The 18,227-nt window shown below is 73.6% G+C and carries 17 protein-coding genes; 9 read left to right on the top strand and 8 right to left on the bottom strand.

Going from position 1 to position 18,227, the window contains the following annotated elements; all coding sequences use genetic code 11:
- Positions 1-268 precede the first annotated feature (268 nt).
- Positions 269-1,462: a trans-sulfuration enzyme family protein gene (locus IF01_RS0110725; protein WP_030393093.1), complete on the top strand. Its 1,194-nt coding sequence runs from the start codon at positions 269-271 to the stop codon at positions 1,460-1,462.
- Positions 1,463-1,516: 54 nt separating this feature from the next.
- Here the strand turns inward: IF01_RS0110725 and IF01_RS0110720 are convergent, their stop codons facing one another.
- Positions 1,517-3,304 (bottom strand): SpoIIE family protein phosphatase, encoded by a 1,788-nt coding sequence (locus tag IF01_RS0110720; RefSeq protein ID WP_078879860.1) that lies wholly within the window; start codon positions 3,302-3,304, stop codon positions 1,517-1,519.
- 119 nt (positions 3,305-3,423) lie between these two features.
- Positions 3,424-3,888 carry a MarR family winged helix-turn-helix transcriptional regulator gene (locus tag IF01_RS0110715; protein WP_030393091.1) on the bottom strand — a complete coding sequence of 155 codons (465 nt, stop codon included), beginning with the start codon at positions 3,886-3,888 and terminating at the stop codon, positions 3,424-3,426.
- 95 nt (positions 3,889-3,983) lie between these two features.
- Here IF01_RS0110715 and IF01_RS0110710 point away from each other — a divergent pair, with 95 nt between their 5' ends.
- The gene (locus tag IF01_RS0110710) at positions 3,984-4,832 is read left to right on the top strand and encodes an SDR family NAD(P)-dependent oxidoreductase (RefSeq protein ID WP_030393090.1); all 849 of its coding nucleotides are present in this window, start codon (positions 3,984-3,986) and stop codon (positions 4,830-4,832) included.
- Between the two features lie 137 nt (positions 4,833-4,969).
- On the opposite strand, the gene helR is transcribed toward IF01_RS0110710, so the two are convergent.
- The gene (gene helR / locus IF01_RS0110705; protein ID WP_030393089.1) at positions 4,970-7,159 is read right to left on the bottom strand and encodes an RNA polymerase recycling motor ATPase HelR; all 2,190 of its coding nucleotides are present in this window, start codon (positions 7,157-7,159) and stop codon (positions 4,970-4,972) included.
- 351 nt (positions 7,160-7,510) lie between these two features.
- On the opposite strand from helR, the gene IF01_RS0110700 reads away from it, so the two are divergent.
- From IF01_RS0110700 to IF01_RS49840, 3 genes are all read left to right on the top strand, one after another.
- A complete protein-coding gene (locus IF01_RS0110700; RefSeq protein WP_051755141.1) occupies positions 7,511-8,728 on the top strand; it encodes an ROK family transcriptional regulator in 1,218 nt (405 codons plus the stop codon).
- Between the two features lie 188 nt (positions 8,729-8,916).
- Entirely contained in the window at positions 8,917-10,011 is a 1,095-nt protein-coding gene (locus tag IF01_RS0110695; RefSeq protein WP_078879859.1) for a right-handed parallel beta-helix repeat-containing protein, read from the top strand.
- A gap of 157 nt (positions 10,012-10,168) precedes the next feature.
- Entirely contained in the window at positions 10,169-10,759 is a 591-nt protein-coding gene (locus tag IF01_RS49840) for a hypothetical protein (RefSeq protein ID WP_244215481.1), read from the top strand.
- 72 nt (positions 10,760-10,831) lie between these two features.
- Here IF01_RS49840 and IF01_RS0110685 read toward each other — a convergent pair whose 3' ends face one another.
- On the bottom strand, positions 10,832-11,188 hold the full coding sequence (locus IF01_RS0110685; protein ID WP_030393086.1) for a hypothetical protein: 357 nt from the start codon (positions 11,186-11,188) through the stop codon (positions 10,832-10,834).
- Between the two features lie 15 nt (positions 11,189-11,203).
- Entirely contained in the window at positions 11,204-12,610 is a 1,407-nt protein-coding gene (locus IF01_RS0110680; RefSeq protein WP_244215480.1) for an NsdA family TPR-like regulatory protein, read from the bottom strand.
- A 20-nt stretch (positions 12,611-12,630) separates the two neighbouring features.
- Here IF01_RS0110680 and IF01_RS0110675 point away from each other — a divergent pair, with 20 nt between their 5' ends.
- The 3 genes from IF01_RS0110675 (at position 12,631) to IF01_RS41560 (ending at position 14,378) form a co-directional block, all read left to right on the top strand.
- Positions 12,631-13,044: a hypothetical protein gene (locus tag IF01_RS0110675; protein ID WP_037779534.1), complete on the top strand. Its 414-nt coding sequence runs from the start codon at positions 12,631-12,633 to the stop codon at positions 13,042-13,044.
- 219 nt (positions 13,045-13,263) lie between these two features.
- Entirely contained in the window at positions 13,264-13,683 is a 420-nt protein-coding gene (locus IF01_RS41565; RefSeq protein WP_244215479.1) for a hypothetical protein, read from the top strand.
- Positions 13,647-14,378, top strand: coding sequence for a protein kinase family protein (locus tag IF01_RS41560; protein ID WP_244215478.1), 732 nt, complete (start codon positions 13,647-13,649; stop codon positions 14,376-14,378). Before IF01_RS41565 ends, IF01_RS41560 begins: the two co-directional genes overlap by 37 nt.
- A gap of 140 nt (positions 14,379-14,518) precedes the next feature.
- Here IF01_RS41560 and IF01_RS0110660 read toward each other — a convergent pair whose 3' ends face one another.
- Together IF01_RS0110660 and IF01_RS0110655 are read right to left on the bottom strand one after the other, a co-directional pair.
- Positions 14,519-15,163, bottom strand: coding sequence for a heme oxygenase-like domain-containing protein (locus IF01_RS0110660; protein WP_030393083.1), 645 nt, complete (start codon positions 15,161-15,163; stop codon positions 14,519-14,521).
- Between the two features lie 53 nt (positions 15,164-15,216).
- Complete coding sequence (locus IF01_RS0110655) at positions 15,217-15,987, bottom strand: AraC family transcriptional regulator (RefSeq protein WP_030393082.1); 771 nt, start codon at positions 15,985-15,987, stop codon at positions 15,217-15,219.
- A 74-nt stretch (positions 15,988-16,061) separates the two neighbouring features.
- Between IF01_RS0110655 and IF01_RS0110650 the strand changes: the two genes are divergently transcribed.
- The gene (locus tag IF01_RS0110650; RefSeq protein ID WP_030393081.1) at positions 16,062-17,294 is read left to right on the top strand and encodes an MFS transporter; all 1,233 of its coding nucleotides are present in this window, start codon (positions 16,062-16,064) and stop codon (positions 17,292-17,294) included.
- Positions 17,295-17,298: 4 nt separating this feature from the next.
- On the opposite strand, the gene IF01_RS0110645 is transcribed toward IF01_RS0110650, so the two are convergent.
- The gene (locus tag IF01_RS0110645; RefSeq protein ID WP_030393080.1) at positions 17,299-18,225 is read right to left on the bottom strand and encodes a peptidoglycan-binding domain-containing protein; all 927 of its coding nucleotides are present in this window, start codon (positions 18,223-18,225) and stop codon (positions 17,299-17,301) included.
- Positions 18,226-18,227 lie beyond the last annotated feature (2 nt).

Genomic DNA, 18,227 nt, shown 5'->3' with positions numbered 1-18,227 from the left:
TCGATCCGGGACTTGCTCGGCTGCGGTCCCTGATCCGGCGGGCGGGCGGCTCCCGGTCGCCGGGTGCCCCGGGACCGGTCCGTCCCTCCGCGACAGGGGTGCGGAGGGGCGGACGGTCGGTCGACGGCAGGCACCCGGCGACCGGGGTTCCGAACCCGGCCGGGGTTCCTGACCCCCGGCCGGCCCGGATCCGGCGACCGCGAATCCGGGGCCACCCGGTTGGAATTGGCCCTGGCCCGTCGGCGGCGGACGCGGTCAGGATGGGGGGATGAGCGACTTCCACCACGGGCTGCGTCCCGAGAGCCGGATCGTCCACCCGCCCGTCGAGGAGGTGGTCGGAAGCCGGCCGCTGGGCGTGCCGATCCATCAGGGCCACGTCTTCGCGTTCCCCGACGGCGACGCGCTGGCGGAGGCCTTCGGGGGGCCCGACCGGGCCTTCCTCTACAACCGGCTGGGCAATCCGACGGTCCGTTCGCTGGAGCGCGCCGTGGCGGGGCTGGAGGGCGGCAGCGGTGCGATCGCCGCCTCCTCCGGGATGGGCGCGATCAACACCGTGCTGCTCGCCCTGCTCCGCTCCGGGGACCATGTGATCGCCCAGGAGAGCCTGTACGGCGGCACCTTCGCGGCCCTGGCCGACCTGGCCGCGCGCTGGGGCGTGGAGGTCACCCACGTGCGGGGCGACGACCCGGAGGAGGTCCGCGCCGCCCTGCGGCCCACCACCCGGCTGCTGTACCTGGAGACGGTCTCCAACCCGACCGCGCGGGTCACCGACCTGCCGGCCCTGATCGGCGTCGCCCGGGAGGCCGGGGTGCTGAGCGTGGTGGACAACACCTTCACCACCCCGCTGCTCTGCCGCCCGATCGAGCACGGGGCGGACGTCGTGGTCCACTCGGCCACCAAGTACCTGGGCGGCCACTCCGACGTGCTGGCCGGGGTCGCCGTCTTCGCCGACGCCGCGCTGCACCACCGGGTCTGGGAGCACGGCGTCGAACTCGGCGCGTCCCTGGACCCGTTCGCCGCCTGGCTGACCCTGCGTGGGATGCAGACCCTGGGCCTGCGGGTGCGTCGGCACTGCGAGTCCGCCCTCGACCTGGCCGGACGGCTCGCCGCCCACCCGGCGGTCACCGCGGTGCACCACCCGGGGCTGCCGGGCCACCCGGACCACGAGCTGGCCCGCCGACTGCTGCCGGAGGGCCAGGGCGGGGTGTTCGCCGTCGACCTGGCCGGCGGGCGCGAGGCCGCGAGTGCCTTCGTCGGCGCACTCCGCCTCGCCTCGCTCGCGCCCTCGCTCGGCGGGGTGCACACCCTCGTCATGCACCCGGCCAGCACCTCGCACCGCCAGCTCTCGGACGCGGAGTTGGCCGCCGCCGGGATCGGCCCCGGCACCGTCCGGCTCGCCGTCGGCATCGAGCACCCCGAGGACCTCTGGGCCGACCTGGAGCAGGCCCTGGGCAAGCTCTGAGTCCGCGACCCGCACGCCCTTCCCGGCGTGCCCCCAGCCGCCACGCCCGGGCCGCTACGCCCGGGGCGGCGGCCGGAGCCTCGGCCGGGCCGCCAGGACGGCGATGTCGTCCTCCGCCGGGTGCCCGGAGGACGGGCCGAGGGCGTGCAGGGCGGCGTCGAGCAGGTCGTCCAGCGGGCCGGTGACGGGCAGGCGCAGGGCGGCCAGCCGGGCCAGCGAGACGTCGATGTCCTCGCCGCGCCGCTCCACCAGCCCGTCCGTGTACAGCAGCAGGGTCTCGCCGGGCAGCAGGGCCCGGGTGGTCTGTTCGTAGCCGCCGACCCCGGTGCCGAGCGGCGGGCCGGTCGGGTTCCGCAGCAGTTCGGTGGGCCGGCCGGGCGCGACCAGCGCGGGCGGGAGGTGGCCGGCGCAGGAGAAGGTCCACCGGCTCCGGCCGGGGTCGGCGAGCGCGAGCAGGCAGGTCGCCGGGCGGGCGGACTCGTTGGCGGCGATGACGGTGTCCAGCTGCCGCAGGATCCGGTGCGGCGGCAGGTCCATGCCCGCGACGTCGCGCAGGGTGGAGCGGTAGTTGCTCATGTCGACGGCCGCCTCGACGCCGTGGCCCATCACGTCGCCCATGACCAGCAGGGTCCGTCCGAACGGCAGCCGGACGGTCTCGTACCAGTCGCCGCCGACCACCGAACTGCTGCCGGACGGCAGGTAGCGGGAGGCGAGTTCGAGGTTCTGGTGCGGGTTGCCCGGTTCGCTGAGCAGGGCGCGCTGGAGGTCGAGGGCGATGCCCTGGGAGCGGCTGTAGCGGCGGGCGTTGTCGATGCCGGTCGCGGCCCGGGCGGCGAGGTCGCCGACCAGTACCGCGTCGTCCGGGCCGAAGCCGGGCGAGGCGGCGGTGCGGGCCAGGGTCAGCAGGCCGACCATCTCACCGCGCGCGGTGAGCGGCAGCACCAGCAGCGAGGTGACCCCGGCGGAGCGGAAGGCGGCCGCGGTGTGCGGATCGGGTGCCGCCGCCGCGAGCTGCTCGTCGTCGCGCGGGGCGAGCAGCACGGCGACCCCGGAGGCCAGGGCGCGGGCCGCCACCGAACCGTCCCGGTGGCGCACCGACTCGCCCGGGCGGGCCAGCGCGCCGACGTCCGGGCGCAGCGCGGCCGCGGCGGCCAGTCCGGCCCGGTGGAACCGCAGGCCCGGTGCCCCGCCGGGCCGGGCGGCGGTGTCCGGCGGCAGGACGTCGACGGTGGCGAGCTCGGCCAGCCGGGGTACGGCGAACGCGGCGAGTTCGGCGCCGGTGGTGTCGATGTCGAGGGTGGTGCCGATCCGCTCGGTGGCGGCCTCCAGCAGGGTGAGCCTGGTCCGGGCCCGGGTGAGTTCGCGGCGCAGCTCCTGGACCGGATCGGGATCGTCCAGGACGGCCACGACCACGCCGATGACGCGGCCGCCGGCGGTGAGCGGCCGGTAGCGGACCCGCAGGCCCGCCGGGACGGGCGCGCCCGGGCCGTCCGGGCCGCCGGAGACGCGCTCGCGGTCGCGGCCGTCGTCCAGGACCCGGCGCAGCGTGCCGACGGCCTCGGCGAAGGCGGTGTCCGGGGCCGGGCGCCCCAGCAGCTCGGCCCGGCGCAGACCGGTGACGGTGGCGAAGGCGGCGTTCAGGTACAGCCAGCGCAGTTCGGTGTCGAGCAGGGCGACGCCGGCCGGCAGGACGTCGAGCAGCTCACGCAGGAGGTCGGGGTTGTCGCTGTCGGTAGTGTCCGGCCCGCTCCCGGCGAGCGCCGCGGCCGCCGCCGCGAGCGCGGTGGTGTCCGCGCTCGTGGGGGTGCCGCCGTCTCCTCCGTCGTGGTGCCGGAACCGCATAGGTCCATGATCACGCTCCGGGGCGCGGCTCGCCCAGGGAGTTGCGCATCCTTGACCGGTCGGCGGGCTTCCGGTATCGGGGCGACGGGAGGACGGGGTGATGGCCGGCGCCCGGCCGCTCAGGCTCCTGCGGGTCGCTTGAGCTTGGCCCACACCGCTTCCAGCGCGGCGATATCGCCGTCGTCGAGGCGGTCGTCGAAGACCTCGGCGAGCGCCGCCCGACGGGTGGCGTCGGCCTCGGCGAACAGCCGACGTCCCTCCGGGGTGAGCGCGATCCGCACCGACCGGGCGTCGGTGGGGGAGGGAGCGCGCTCGACCAGGCCGCGGGCCTGCAGGGCGTCGGCGACCCGGGACACCTGGCTGCGGCTGAGCAGGGTCTTGGCGCCCAGGTCGGAGGCGGCGACCGGTTCGGCCTGGCCCTGCAGCCAGAGCATCACCTCGAACCAGGAGAGCGGCAGGTCGTGGGCCCGGGCGAGGGCCTGGTCGACCCGGGCGCTCAGGGTCGTGCCCGCCCAGACCAGGCCGTAGAAGGCGTGGTCGCGGGCCGTGAGTTCCCCCATGGTGAGGTCGGTGCGCTGCGACATACCGGGAGCCTACCTTTTTTGCGTGTGCGCGCACGCATCCTGCTATGGTGTGTGTGCACGCACACAAATGACGTCTGCAGATCCAAGGAGCCCCCGTGACCACCAGCGACCGGACCGTTCTCATCACCGGCACCTCCAGCGGCATCGGCCTGGCCGCCGCGGTCGCCGCCGCCGGCGCCGGCTTCCGCGTCGTCGCCACCATGCGCGACACCGGCCGCTCCGGCCCGCTGACGAAGGCCGCCGAGGCGGCCGGCGTCGCGGACCGGATCGAGATCGCCCGGCTCGACGTCACCGACACCGGCTCCGTGGCCGCGTGCCTGGCGGACGTCGTCGCCCGGCACGGCCGGCTCGACGCCGTGGTCAACAACGCGGGCTCCGGCCGGGTCGGCACCGTCGAGCAGGACGGGCTCGCCCCCGTCCGCGAGGTGATGGAGGTCAACTTCTTCGGCGTGGTCGAGGTGACCCGGGCCGCCATGCCGCACCTGCGGGCGAGCGGCGGGCGGGTCGTCACCGTGACCAGCGTCGGCGGCGTGGTCGGCCAGCCCTTCAACGAGGCGTACTGCGCGGCCAAGTTCGCCGTCGAGGGCTTCATGGAGTCGCTCGCCCCGGTCGCCGCGACCGTCGGCGTCACCGTCACGGTGGTCGAACCGGGCGCGGTGGCCAGCGAGTTCGTCGCCAGCCAGGGCATCGACCTGCCGGCCCTGCTGGCCGCCGCCGGTCCGTACGCGCCCGCGCTGGACGCCTACGCGGCCCGCACCCGGACGGCCTTCGACCAGGCGCAGAGCGCGGAGGGGGCTGCGGCGAGCATCGTCACCGCGCTCACCGACGAGCGGCCGCCGTTCCGCGTCCAGACCTCGGACCGGGCCCGTGCCTTCGTCGGCGCCAAGCTGGCGGACCTGGACGGGTCCGCCGTCCAGGGGATCACGGCGGGCTGGGTGGCCTGAGCCCGGGCCGGCCGTACCCGGCCGCGCTTCCCAGGTCCCGTGCCCGGCGGCGGTTCCCGGCTCCCGGGCCCGGCGGCGGTTCCAGCCCCCGGCGGCGGCGGTGGTGACGGGACGCCACCGCCGGGGACGTGCACCGGTCAGGCCCCGGTGAGCACCACCAGCTGCCGGGTCGCGCGGGTCATCGCGACATAGCGGTCCACGGCACCGCCGACGCCCTCACCGAAGCCCGCCGGGTCGACCAGGACGACCAGGTCGAACTCCAGCCCCTTCGCCAGCCGCGGGGTGAGCGCCCGGATCCGGCCGCTCGCCCGGAACTCCTCGCGGCAGGTCGCGCCGAACTCCGCCGCGAAGGCCGCGTCGCCGATCACGCAGGCCGTGCCCTCGGTGTGCGCCTCCAGCCAGTCGGCCAGCACACCGTCCAGATCGGCGAGCGGGCCGCGAGTGACCGGCACCCCGCTGCGGCGCACCGAGGTGGGGACGTTGGCGTCCGGCAGGGCGGCCCGGATCACCGGCTCGGCCTCCGCCATGACCTCCTCCGGCGTGCGGTAGTTGACGCTCAGCGAGGCCACCCGGGCGCGGTCGAGACCGATCCGGTCCAGCCGCTCCGACCAGGACTCGGTGAAGCCCTCCCGGGCCTGGGCCCGGTCACCGACGACGGTGAAGCTCCGGGACGGACAGCGCGACAGCAGCATCTGCCACTCGGCGTCGGTCAGTTCCTGCGCCTCGTCCACCACGATGTGCGCGAACGGCCCGGCCAGCCGGTCCGGGTCGGCGGCGGGCAGGGAGCTGCCGTCGACCAGGGTGTCCTTGAGGTCCTGGCCGCGCAGCATGGCGACGGCCCCCTCGCCGTCGTGGTCGGAGTCGATGATGGCGGTGATGACATCGGCCATCCGGTCGCGCTCCTCGGCCAGGGCGATCTGCTCCCGGCGCTTGCGACGGGCGTCCGCCGGGTCGCCGAGGCGCTGCCGGGCCGCGTCCAGGATCGGCAGGTCCGACACCGTCCACGCCTGCGGCTCGGCGCGCTGCAGCCGGCGGACCTCGTCGGGGGCGAGCCAGGGGGCGCACAGCCGCAGGTAGGCGGGCACCGTCCACAGGTCGCCGACCACGTCGGCGGCCTCCAGCAGCGGCCAGGCCCGGTGCAGGGCCGTGACCAGCTCCCGGTCCCGCCGCAGCGAGCGCAGGAACAGCTCGACCGGGATGTCCTCGCCGCCCTTCAGCTTGGTCAGCAGGATCTCCGCCAGCTCCGCCCACACCTGCTCGCGCGCCTCGTTGTGCGGGGTGCCCGGGTCCGCGGCCGAGAAGGCCTCGGCCCAGTCGTCCGGGTCCAGCCGGACGTCCTCCCAGTCGGTCGAGACCGTCATGCCCTCGGTGGGCGGCTCCTCGTAGATCCGCACGGCCTGCTCGACCGCCCGCACCATGCCCGCCGAGGCCTTCAGCCGGGCCACCTCCGGGTCCGCCTCGACCGTCGCGACCGCGCCCTCGGCGACCAGGTCCCGCACGGTGCAGGTCCGCACCCCCTCCTCGCCGAGGCTGGGCAGCACGTCGGCGACGTAGTCCAGGTAGGGCTGGTGCGGGCCGACGAACAGCAGGCCGCCGCGCCGGTGCCCGAGGCGCGGGTCGGAGTAGAGCAGATAGGCGGAGCGGTGCAGGGCGACCACGGTCTTGCCCGTGCCGGGGCCGCCGTCGACGACCAGCGCGCCGCGCGAGCCGGCCCGGACGATGGCGTCCTGGTCGGCCTGGATGGTGGCCAGCACGTCCCGCATCTTCGCCGAACGGCTGCCGCCCAGGGTGGCGATGAAGGCCGACTGGTCGTCCAGGGCGGCGTGCCCGTCGAGGCCCTCGGTGACGAACACCTCGTCCCAGTAGTCGGTGATCCGCCCGTCGGTCCAGCGGTAGCGGCGGCGGCTGGCCAGGCCCATCGGGTCGGCGTGGGTCGCGGCGAAGAACGGTTCGGCGGCGGGCGAGCGCCAGTCGATCAGCAGCCGGCGGCCCTCGGGGTCGGTCAGGCCGAGGCGCCCGATGTACACCGGCTCGGCGCCGTCCGCCGGGACGATCCGTCCCAGGCACAGGTCGAGCCCGAAGCGGCGCAGGGCGCGCAGGCGGCCGGTCAGCCGGTGGACCTCGATGTCCCGGTCCATCGCGGCCCGGCCGGCGCCGCCGGGTGCGCGGAGGACGGCGTCGAGGCTGTCGGAGGCCTCGGCGATCGTCCGCTCCAGGCTCTCCGCGACGGCCGCGAAGTGCCGCTCGTCCGGGCCGACCAGGGCCGGGTCCGCCTTGGCGGCGAGACGGTCGGGAAGGTCGAACACGCTGGTGGTGGGGGTGGTCATGGCAGCGGTTCCGATCCGTTGTTCCGACTGGGGCTGGTGCACTGAGCAAAACTCCCGGGTGGGTTGGTTCGGGTGAGGATGATGATTGTGCGGCAGGACGGGGGCCTTGCGGCAAGGCCCCCCTTGCGTTATAAGTTGATAGTGGCAAGAGGAGTGTGATGTCCCACCGCTCCCGCCGAACCTCCACCGCTCCCTCGTTCGCCTTCTTCACGGCTTCCCCGCCGCTTCCCTTCCGCGTGAGCGTGTCCGCCCCGGACGGGAACCCCCCGGTGGGAGGTGTGACAACGGGTCATACTGGCTGGTGCCCAGGGCGTGTCGTGCCCGGGAGAGACAACCGGACCGGAGGACTTGATGAGCCGCGACCTGCCGACCACCGTTCCGCCGGGCTCCACGCCGGCGCAGCCGTGGAACCGGCAGCGGCTGCGCAGCAACAACGAGTGGCTGCTGCTCGAACGGCTGCGCCTCGGCGGCCCGTCCTCGCGGGCCCAGCTCGCCCGTGACACCGGCCTGTCCAAGCCCACCGTATCCGCTGCGCTGGCGGCCCTCGAACAGGCCGGGCTGGCCCGCGAGGCCGGGCGCTTCGTCCCCGAGCGCGGGCGGACCGCCGTCCTGTACGAGCCGGACCCGCTCGCCGGGCACGTGCTCGGCGTCGACATCGGCCGGGCCCGGCTGCGGGTCGCCGTCGCCGACCTCGCCGGGGACATCGTGGCCCGCCGCGACGTCCCCAACAAGGGGCGGACGGCGAACGCGGTGGCCGACGCCGTGGTGGCCGCGGCCCGGGAGACCACCGCCGAGGCCGGGGTCGCGGCGGCCGACATCGTGCACGCCGTGATCGCCACCCCGGGCGTCTGGGACGAGGAGCGGCGCGGCGTGCGCTACGCCACCAGCCTGCCGGGCTGGGGCAGACCCGGGCTGTTCGACCGGATCGCGGCCGGGCTGGAGACCACGATCACCGTCGGCAACGACGCCAACCTGGCCGCGCTCGGCGAGTACACCCTGGGCGCCGGGCGGGGGAGCGGCAGCCGGATGTTCGTCTACCTGGTGGCCGGGACGGGCCTCGGCGTCGGCGTGGTCAAGGACGGCGAGCCGCTGCTCGGCGCCCACGGCGCGCTCGGCGAGGTGGGCATGGTCCCGCTCCCGCCGCACCCCGACGGCACCCCGGGCGGCACCGTCGAGCAGGTCGCCGCGGCGGAGGCGGTGGTCCGGACGGCGCTGGAGCTCGGTATGACGGGCCCGTTGACGGCCAAGCAGGTCTTCGACGAGGCCCGCGCCGGCGACCCGCTCGCCGCCGCCGCCGTGCACCGCGCGGTCGGGCAGCTCGCCTACGCCCTCGCCGTGGTGTCCGCCGTCCTCGACCCGGACCTGATCGTGCTCGGCGGTGGGATAGGCGGCAGCGCGGACCTCCTGCTCGAACCCCTCGGCCAGGCCCTGCACCGCCTCACGCCGATGCGGCCCACCCTCGCCGCCAGCCGCCTCGGCGAGGAGGCGGTCCTGCTCGGCGCCCTCGCCACGGCGCTCGACCTCGCCCGCCCGGAGGTCTTCGAGCGCCGCTCGTCGCCGACGGACTGAGGGGTCATCGGGGGGCGTCACCAGGGGGCGTCACCGGATTGAGGGGTCACCGGGGTGGGGCGTCACCGGGGTGGGGCCGGCCGGGGCGCAGGCGTGACGGCGGGCGGACCGGGGAAGAAAGTAAGGGACCTTAACTTGATCGACTCCGTCACCGTCGCCGTCACTGTCACCGTCGCCCCGGAGGTCCCGTGTCCCCGAACCCCGCCGTCCTGGCCGCCGCCACCGCCGCGGCCCTGCTGCTCGCCCCCGCTGTTGCGGTCGCCCCCGCCGCCCCCGCCGCCCCCGCCGCTGCGGCCGTCCGGCCCGTCGCGCAGACCGTGGACGTGTCCACCGCCGCCCAGTTGCGGGCCGCGCTGGCGGCGGCCGCGCCCGGCCAGACGATCAGGCTCGCGCCCGGCGAGTACCACGGCTCGTTCGTCGCCCAGCGGGCCGGGACGGCCGCGCAGCCGGTGACGCTCACCGGACCGCGCACCGCCGTCCTCGTGAACGACGGCCCGTCGGGCTCCGCCCCCTCCTGCCCGGTCCCGACCTCCGGCTGGGACTCCGGCTACGGCCTCTGGCTGTACGGCGCGCCCTACTGGAACCTCACCGGATTCACCGTGAAGGACTCCAAGAAGGGCGTCGTGCTGGACAGTTCGCCGCACGTGGTGGCCGACGGCCTGTACGTGCACCATGTCGAGGACGAGGGCGTGCACTTCCGCCGCTCCTCCGCCGACGGGGTGCTGCGCAACTCGGTCGTCGAGTACACCGGGCAGGCCCAGCCCGGATACGGCGAGGGTGTCTACCTCGGCTCGGCGAACTCCAACTGGGGCTGCCACGGCAACACCGGCGGCGCCGACCGTTCGGACCGGGTCCTGGTCGAGAACAACCGGATCGGCCCGTACGTCGCCGCCGAGGGCATCGACGTGAAGGAGGGCACCTCGGGCGGCACGATCCGGGGCAACACCTTCGACGGGCGCGGCATCAGCGGCGAGAACTCCGCCGATTCCTGGGTGGACGTCAAGGGCAGCGGCTACCTCGTCGAGGGCAACCGCGGCACCTTCGCCGCGCCCGGCACCTTCGCCAACGGTTACGAGACGCACAATCCGGTCACCTCCCCGTCCTTCCCGAACGGCTGCGGGAACACCTGGCGCGGCAACACCTCGGACCTCGGCGGCACCGGCGCGTACGCGATCCGCATCACCTCGGTCTCGGCCTGCGCGGGGCGGCCCAATGTGGTGTACGCGTCCAACACCGTCACCGGTGCGACGGTCGGACTGACCAACGTCGCCGTGACTCCGTAGTCGGGGTGGGCGGTGCGTGATCGTACTGACGAGTCCGGCCACCCTCCGTGATGGCCGGATCTCGATCTGCTTACAAGTGCTTGAACGATGGACAGATGGTGTGAAAGGTCTGGTTGACTCACGATCCTCTTTCAAGTGGAACGGAGTGCTCACGTCCATGCCTTCACGGATGCGCGGCGGTCGTCGCGGCCTGGCCGCTGTCGCCGGACTCGTCTTCACGGTCGGTCTCGCCCTCACGGGCTGCGATCCGACGGCGGCGGACACCGCCACCGTCGCGGTCACCAGTCCGGCGGCCCCGACCACCCCGGTCGCGGCCACCACCCCGCCCCCGGCCGCCCCGGCCGTCACGACCCCGGCGGCCGCACCGGTCCAGACGCCGCCCCCGGCCCCCGCGCCGACCGCCGTCGTACCCGAGCCGACCAAGCCGGCCGCCGACCCCGCGCCGGTCGCCCCGGTCGCGCCGACCACGGCCCCGCCCAAGGCCCAGCCGACGACCAGTAAGGCCGCTCCCCAGCCCAAGGCGACCACCGCCCAGCCGCCCACCGACCCGATCCCGGCCGAGACCAAGCCGGTCGAGACCAAGCCCGCGGCCGCCGCCGGTGACTGCGAGATCAAGTCCAATGCGGGCAACTGCTACAAGGCCGGCCAGTTCTGCCGCGACGCCGACCTCGGCAAGACCACCCACGAGGCCGGCGGCCGCGTGATCACCTGCCGCATGGTCAGCGGCAAGCCCCACTGGCAGGCCTGACCACGAGCACACCCACGAGGCCCGGCCCGGTGATCCCCACCGGGCCGGGCCTCGACGCCGTCCGCCCCCGAATCAGGATCCGGCGCGCTCGATGGCCTCGAAGATGTCCGCATCGGTCTCCTGCTGCCAGGACGGCAGGTCGGCCCAGTCGGCCACATAGCCAGGCTTGGGGTCCTCGATGTGCTTGTGGATCTGAGCGATCCAGCACGTCGCGACGAAGCGTCCCTTCTGCTCCCGGGTGAGCTTGGACGTGTTCCCGCCACTCACACTGATGAAGTCACGGACCTGGCCGAACACGGCGGTGGCACACTCGCGCTCCCACGCGGGCGTCTCGTCCCAAGGGGCGATGTATCCGGCCTTGGGCTCGCCCGGGTAGTGCTTCGACACACCCGCGATCCATGCTTCACGGAAGATCCGTCCATCGGACATTGCGTCACTCCTTCGTCAGACGGCGCTGTCGAGCGCCGAGATCTGCTGGTGCAGCGTCGAGGCCCGGCTGTCGGTCATCAGGGGGACGAGGCGGCTCTTGACGGTCTCCAACTTCCTCCCGATGAAGCCCGATCCGGTCCGGCTCGCCAGCTCCAGCGCGGCGTGAGTGTAGTGAATCGCCTGGTCGAGATCGCTGCGTTCGACTCCGAGGGCTGCCAACTCCGCGAGCACAGCTCCCCGGCGGCGGGGCGAGAGCCGCTGCGACAGGGCAGTGGTCAATGCCTGCTCCGCCAGATCCGGTCGGCCGAGCGCGAGATAGCAGGTTCCACGTTCCTCGGCGAGGCGGGAGCCGTCGAACCGGAGCCAGCCTCCGTTGTGTGGTTCCCCGGAGAGGTTGTGCACCTGCTCGGCGCTGTCGAGCGCGCGCTCGGTCGCATCGAGGTCGCCGAGACCCGCATGGGCCTCTGCCTGGACCGCCGCCACCCAGTAGCGGGTCGACAACTGGTGGTCTCCTCGTTCGGCGACGCGGGATGCCGCCGCGAGTATCGGAGCCGCGACGCCGAACCGGTTCTCGTACAGTTCCACGAACGCGTGCCGGGTCAGGGCACATGCCCACATGTCGTAGGCGCCGGCCTCCCTGCTGGCGCTGGCGGCCAGGGTGTAGCAGTAGGCCGCATCGGTGTACCGGTTGGCGTCGAAGAAGATCTCGCCCGCGAGCTGGTACAGATCTCCCACAAGTGTGCAGAGCTTCTGATGCGCGGCCTCGCTCTGCTGCTCGCCCAGCGCGGTGGCCAGGAGGTTCAACTGGTGTCGGACCAAGGGGTAGACGGCCTGCTTCGAGTCGGACAGGCCGAACACCTTCCAGAGGTGCGCGTTCAACTCGGGTCCGGTTTCGGCAAGTGCGGCAGACGCGCCAGTACGGGGCGAGGCCGCGCTGGAGGTCGGCAGCGCAACGAGGGCGCCGGTCGCGGCGAGCAAGCTCAGAATATCGCGGCGCTTCATGTCGTCAGTATCGCCAAGAGATGGGCCGGCAGCGTAGACCACCGGACGGCATGGATGCGGTGCCGCAGGCGCGAGGAGCTCCGCCAGTCGTTCGGGAGTGATCCTGAGGGCCGTTGCCAGCTTGGGATGGATGTACCCCGGGGGGTCGGTCGCGCCGGCCTCCCAGCGGGCGACGGTGGAAACCGCCACTCCCAACTCGTGGGCGAATGCCTCCTGACTGTAGCCCAGTGCCTTGCGGCGCTCCGCGAAGTTCTTGCGCCTCGGAGTCACGGCCTCCTTCGCTCGGATCGACAGGCCCAGGTCAGGCCGAACAGTGCGTTGATTGTGCCTGACAGACAGTAACTTTCTGCTCTGGTTCGCGACAACTCCCGCGCCGTTCACTGGATGCAGCCGCTCGACCCGTTCCCGGGCGAGCAGCACCGATCCGATGGGAGAAACCCGTGAGCAACACCGTCAAGTCCACCACCGAGCTGGACGAGCTGGGCAAGTACTTCGCGATCGCGGCGCGACGGATCGACTCCGGTGAAGCGGTGCCGGAGATGTTCTCCGCCGCCGTCGACACGGCGTGGCACCGGCTGGCGGACGACCCGGAGGCGTACGAGGCGTTCACGCTCCGGCACGCGGGCCGCAGGCTGGCCCACGTCGAGGGCAGGGGCAGCGGCTTCATCACCTGGGTGGGAGCGTACGAGGAGGCGTACGGGCCGCTGCCGGCGGTCTGGTTCACGAGCGCTGACGGCACGCTCGACACCGAGGCCCTGGCCAGGTACCGCGAGACCGGCGAGGTACGGGGCGAGTGGAACTGCTCGCCCGTCCCGGGCGATGGCGACATGGCCCCGACGGCGTCCTGCCTGTGATCACGGCACCGTTCGGCGGAGCGCCCCGGCCGACCGCCGGGGCGCTCCGCCTCACCGGGGCCCGCACGGAGCACCCCTTCGGCGCGGACGGATACCTTGCCGGCTTGGACGAGCACTGCCCGTTCCTGCGATCGTCGATCCGACGCGGTATGACCGGGTGGACGGTCTATGAGATCACCCCCGGCAGCCATCGGTACGCGGTGGAGGCGGAGTTGTTCTATGCAGGCTGCGGAATGGGTACGTCCGCTGATGGCACGGCCGTACGGTGTCCTCGCGTGCGAGAACGTCGTGCTGCGCGGGCACTGCGTCGGCGCGGACCATCGTGAGCTGCTTGCTTGGCCCCACTGGGCGTTGAAGCACCTGTACGCGCCGGTCGGGGTCATGATCGGGAAGTTTGCCCAGGGTGCTGTGGAGACAGGTCGGCGCGGCGGGAGTATCCCGCCGCCGCCCTTGTCGTTCCTGCCGGTGCGGGCGGGTGTGAGGCTGTTGGATCCGAAGTTCTTGACGGGTACGCCCGACCTGGCCGCGGCGTTGTCCGTGGCGGTCGATGACGGGCGCGACGTCTTCGATCACGTTCCTTGTGAGTGGAAGGCAGTGAGAGAATGGGCGAGTTCCCTCCTGGCGCCGCAGTGGCGCTGAAGGCCGCGGAGGAGGTCTGCGGGCTCGTCGAGCTGGAGGAGATCAGCGACCGGCGAGGCTCGGCGGTGTGGAAGGCCAGTGGTCCGCAGGGTGTGGTGAGCATCAAGCTCGGCACCGGCGAGGCCGCCGAGGTCACCGCCCGCGAAGCGTCTGTCCTGGATCAGCTCTCCGAGTACACGGTGACGGCCGGTCGCTTCGACGACGGCGTCTGGTACGTCACCCCGTGGCTGGCCGGGCCGTCCACCTGGGAGGTGTTCCGGCCGGTGCGCAAGGACACCGGAGGGCGGCGGGAAGCGCTGGAGGCCGCAGTCGGGTTGTGTCGCGCGGTGGCCGATCTGCACGGGGCCGGGTGGGTGCACGGGGACCTCCAGCCACAGCACGGGATCCACACCGAGGACGCTGTCCGACTGCTGGACTTCGCCTGGTCGCGGCAGGTCGGCAGCACCCCGTGGCGGAGGTTCGACGGCACGATGATCCACCTCACGGCCCCCGAGCTGGCCGCCCGGATCATCGACGGCCCACAGCCCGTCGACACGACGCAGACCGCCGACGTCTACGCCCTCGCAGGCGCCCTCTGGACCTGCGTCACCGGTAGGTGGCCGCTGGACTACGAGGTCGCCGGCCTCGGGAGGGGCACTTCGGTGGACGCGATGCGCACGGCTATCGCCCACCGCGTGGTTCCGATGTCGACCTGATGTCCTGGCCTGCTCTTCAAGTCCGCCTGCGGGATGTTCTGTTGGCGGATCCCGAGGACCGGCCGACTGCCGCCGAGTTGGCGGAACTCGTAGTAGTGGTCGACCGGTGATCGAGCTTGAGCACTGGTGGCAACGCGATCTCAGGGGAGTTCGGTGAGGGTGGTCCAGAAGAGTTGCTCGTAGGCCTGGAGCAGGCGGCCGTACTCACGTGCGGCATCAAGGTCCGGGTCGGTGAGGCCTGCCGGGCCGATTGCCTCGGTGGCTGCCTGTTCCAGGGCGGTCGGGGGCTGGGCGAAGAAGTCGAAGAAGGCGCAGGCCTCCTCGTCGAAGTCGTGGAAGCGTCGCAGTGCCCCGGCCAGGGTGGCGCAATAGCCGCCCCATGCCGTGAAGTTGGCGACCAAGGCGGCTGTGACGGCGGGTGGGTGGCCATTCAGGGCGAGCCAGGCGAGGTAGGCGGGGTAGGCCTGGCAGCCGGGCAGTGGTTCGGCGGCGGTCCCGGTCGGGCCGCAGGCGGTGGCGAGGGCGGGCAGGGTGCGCAGCGCCGCGCTCTCGCCCTCGGCGAGGCCGGCGAACCAGGCGCCCAGTGGAACGTCCGCGCAGCGGGTCGCGAGCAGGAGGAGGCTGCGGCGGTCGGAGGTGATGATCCGTTGTTGCAGGGCGGCGAGGACGGCCAGGGTGCCGAGCCGTCCGCGTCCGGTCGCGAACTCCGCCACCAGGGTGGGCGGTTCTTCGCCGGGCGGGGTCAATTGCGAGCGAAGGTAGTGCAGTTGTTGGCTGGTTGGCATGTGCCATTAGTACCGCTTCGGCCGCGTACGGTCCCGGGGCGCGCCGAGAGTGGTCAGGCGAACCAGGCGCTCGGGGGGACGCCCAGGGTGCGGTGGAACATCGCGGTGAACGCGCTCGGGGTGGCGTAGCCGAGCGCGGTGGCGACGGTGGTGACCGGGGTGTCGGCGGCGAGCAGGGTGACGGCGTGGATCAGGCGGGCCTGCTGGATCCAGTGCGCCAGGGTCATGCCGGTCGCGGCGGGGAAGCGGCGTTGGAGGCTGCGCGGGCTGAGGTGGGCGTGGGCGGCGGCGGTCGTGGTCGTCCAGCGGGCGCCCGGGGTGGCGCGGACCGCCGCGCAGAGTGCGTCCAGGGCGGGGTCGGTCGGGACCGGGAGGTGCAGGGCGGGGACGGGTTGCGGCGCGAGTTCGTGGAGCAGCAGGTCGACGAGGCGGCCGTCGCGGCCGTCGGTCCGGTAGTCGAGCGGGATGCGGGTGGCGGCGTCGATGAGTTCGCGCAGCAGCGGCGGCACCGCGACGACCGTCGGTGTGTCGGGCAGGCCGACCGCGGCGCCGGGTTCGAGGTACAGCGTGCGCATCCGCACCGGCCCGGTGCAGGTCATCGCGTGCACGACGCCGGCCGGGACCCAGACTCCCCGGGTGGCCGGGACCACCCACGTCCCCCGGTCGGTGACGACGGTGATCGCCCCGCTGGTTCCGTAGATCAGCTGGGCCCGGCGGTGGTGGTGCGGGGGGATGTGGTGGCCGGCGGGCAGGTCGCGGGCCATCGCCGCCAGCGGGCGCGGCACGTGCTGGTAGTCGTCGCGGTTCTCGCTCTTGCCATGCATTTGGCGCACTCTCGACAGTGGACGGCGGATCGGCGAAAGCTTGCCACAGGCGGGTCTCCGTAGCGTCTCCTCCCGTGATCGAGAACGACCGTGAGGTCCCTGGGCCGCGACGGGTCACCGCGCTGCTCGCCACGACCAGTGCCCTGACCGCCGCCAACATCTACCTCGGCCAGCCGTTGCTGGGCAGCGCCGCCGCCGCACTGCACGTCCCGCCCGCGACGCTCGGCGCCGTGCCGACCGCGACCCAGATCGGGTACGCGGCGGGCATCGCGCTCCTGGTGCCGCTCGGCGACAGCCTGGACCGGCGCCGGCTGGTCCTCGGCCTGTGCGCGGCCTCGGCCGGCGCCCTGGCCGCCTGCGCACTCGCCCCGACGGCGGGACTGCTGGTGGTCGCGGCCTTCGTCCTGGGCGTGCTCTCCCCGGTCCCGCAGCTGGTGGCGCCGCTGGCCGTCGCGCTGGCGGGCGACCGCGGCCCCGGGCGGACCGTCGGTACCGTCCAGGCCGGTCTGCTGGTCGGGGTGCTGGCCTCCCGGACGTACTCCGGGGCGCTCGCCGAACTGGCGGGTTGGCGCGCCGTGTTCGGGTGCTCGTGCGCAGTGACCCTGCTGCTGGCGCTGGTCCTGCGGCGGGCGCTGCCCACGGTCCCGGCGGCCCGGGCCACGCCCTACCGCGAGCTGCTGGCCTCGGTGCCGCGGCTGTTCGCGACCCACCCGGCGGTGCGCCGGATCACTGTCTCGGGGGGCCTGGTCGGTGTCTCCTTCGGCGCCTTCTGGACCGCCCTCACCTTCCTCCTCGAGGAGCGCTACCACTACGGCTCCACCGTGGTGGGCCTGTTCGGCCTGGTCGCGGTGGCCGGCGCGCTCGCCTCCGGGGCCGCCGGGAGGCTGGCGGACCGCTTCGGCCGGCGCCGCGCGGTGCTCGCCCCGATCGCCGTGACCGCCGTCGGCTGGGCGCTGCTGCTGCCCGGAGGGAGCGGCATCCTCTGGCTGACGGTCGGGGTGGTCGTCCTCGACGTCGGTACCTGGGGCAACCAGGCCGTCTGTCAGGGGGTCCTGTTCACCCTGGACCCGGAGCTCCACAGCCGTCTCAACACGTGCTGGTTCACGCTCCGGTTCCTGGGCATCGCGTTGGGCTCCCTCGTGGGCTCGTTCGCCTGGGCGCACGGTGGCTGGCCGGCGGTGGTCGCGGTGGGGGCGGCGGCGAGCCTGGCGGCGCTGCTCGTCGCGGGCCTGCCGACGACCAGCGCGGATCGGGCGGAACGGACGGAACAGGCGAGTCGCGCGGGTCGGGCTGCGGGGCGAAGGTAGCCGGTCAGGGGAAGCGGGTCACGCCGCGGGCGTCGAGCTGGGCGGCCAGGGCGGCGACGGTCTCCTCGGGGACGTCGTCGATGCCGCTGACGCCGGGGGTGGGGGTGAGGCCGTTGGCGCCCTGGAAGGCGGTGAGGGCGCCCCGGGTGCCGGGGCCCGCGATGCCGTCCAGGCCGTGCGGGTCGAAACCCAGGGTCTCCAGGGCGGTCTGGACGCCGATCAGGAGGTTGAGCGGCACCGGCAGGGTGCCCGAGCGGAGGTTGGCGTCCAGCGGGACGGTGGGGTCGTAGACCAGGTCGGTGATATCGCCGCCCTGGGAGGTGACCCAGCCGGCGAGGGTGAGGAGCAGGGCGTTGCGGACGTTGCGCGGGACGACGCCGGAGTTCCCGGCCTCCGTCATCCGGCACTCCCGGGCCATGGTCTGCCAGTCGCCGTCGGCCGCGGCGGCCTCGAAGTGCGGGAAGCGGAACATCGGGCCCATCGCCCAGGCCATGCTGAGCAGGCCGAGCTGCCCAGGGGCGGGCCAGCCGTCGAATCCGGCGAACGGCGACCGGCCGCGCAGCGAGCTCTCGAAGGAGTCCAGCTTGGTGGTGATCAGCCCGTCGATCGACGCGTCGGAGACCAGCAGTTGCGCGATGGCCCGCTTCTGGGAGGTCGGCGCGTTGGCGGTGCCGCTGAACTTGATCTTCCGGTACTCGTCCTCGACGGCGGCCCGGTCGGCCGGGGCGCCGGTGTTCCGGTCCGACCAGTCCAGGGTGAAGGTGTCCGGCAGCGGCACCGGGTTGCTGCCGAAGTTCTCCGGGTCGTCGGCGTCGAGCAGGTTGCCGACGCCGGTCGACACCAGGCTCTTCACATCCAGGTACATCATGTGCTCACGGCTCTCCAACGGTTCGCTGAACGCGTTGAACCCGTTCCTGACGCTGTCGTGCATCA

Origin of the sequence: Kitasatospora purpeofusca (assembly GCF_000718025.1) — a bacterium.
Taxonomy (GTDB): domain Bacteria; phylum Actinomycetota; class Actinomycetes; order Streptomycetales; family Streptomycetaceae; genus Kitasatospora; species Kitasatospora purpeofusca.
This window is presented reverse-complemented; position numbering and strand designations above follow the sequence as displayed.

Excerpts from the sequence above, each read along its gene's own strand:
- IF01_RS0110725 (WP_030393093.1), top strand. The coding sequence starts at position 269 with ATGAGCGACTTCCACCACGGGCTGCGTCCCGAGAGCCGGATCGTCCAC.
- IF01_RS0110720 (WP_078879860.1), bottom strand. The coding sequence starts at position 3,304 with ATGCGGTTCCGGCACCACGACGGAGGAGACGGCGGCACCCCCACGAGC.
- IF01_RS0110715 (WP_030393091.1), bottom strand. The coding sequence starts at position 3,888 with ATGTCGCAGCGCACCGACCTCACCATGGGGGAACTCACGGCCCGCGAC.
- helR (WP_030393089.1), bottom strand. The coding sequence starts at position 7,159 with ATGACCACCCCCACCACCAGCGTGTTCGACCTTCCCGACCGTCTCGCC.
- IF01_RS0110700 (WP_051755141.1), top strand. The coding sequence starts at position 7,511 with ATGAGCCGCGACCTGCCGACCACCGTTCCGCCGGGCTCCACGCCGGCG.
- IF01_RS49840 (WP_244215481.1), top strand. The coding sequence starts at position 10,169 with ATGCCTTCACGGATGCGCGGCGGTCGTCGCGGCCTGGCCGCTGTCGCC.
- IF01_RS0110685 (WP_030393086.1), bottom strand. The coding sequence starts at position 11,188 with ATGTCCGATGGACGGATCTTCCGTGAAGCATGGATCGCGGGTGTGTCG.
- IF01_RS41565 (WP_244215479.1), top strand. The coding sequence starts at position 13,264 with ATGCAGGCTGCGGAATGGGTACGTCCGCTGATGGCACGGCCGTACGGT.
- IF01_RS41560 (WP_244215478.1), top strand. The coding sequence starts at position 13,647 with ATGGGCGAGTTCCCTCCTGGCGCCGCAGTGGCGCTGAAGGCCGCGGAG.
- IF01_RS0110660 (WP_030393083.1), bottom strand. The coding sequence starts at position 15,163 with ATGCCAACCAGCCAACAACTGCACTACCTTCGCTCGCAATTGACCCCG.
- IF01_RS0110655 (WP_030393082.1), bottom strand. The coding sequence starts at position 15,987 with ATGCATGGCAAGAGCGAGAACCGCGACGACTACCAGCACGTGCCGCGC.
- IF01_RS0110645 (WP_030393080.1), bottom strand. The coding sequence starts at position 18,225 with ATGCACGACAGCGTCAGGAACGGGTTCAACGCGTTCAGCGAACCGTTG.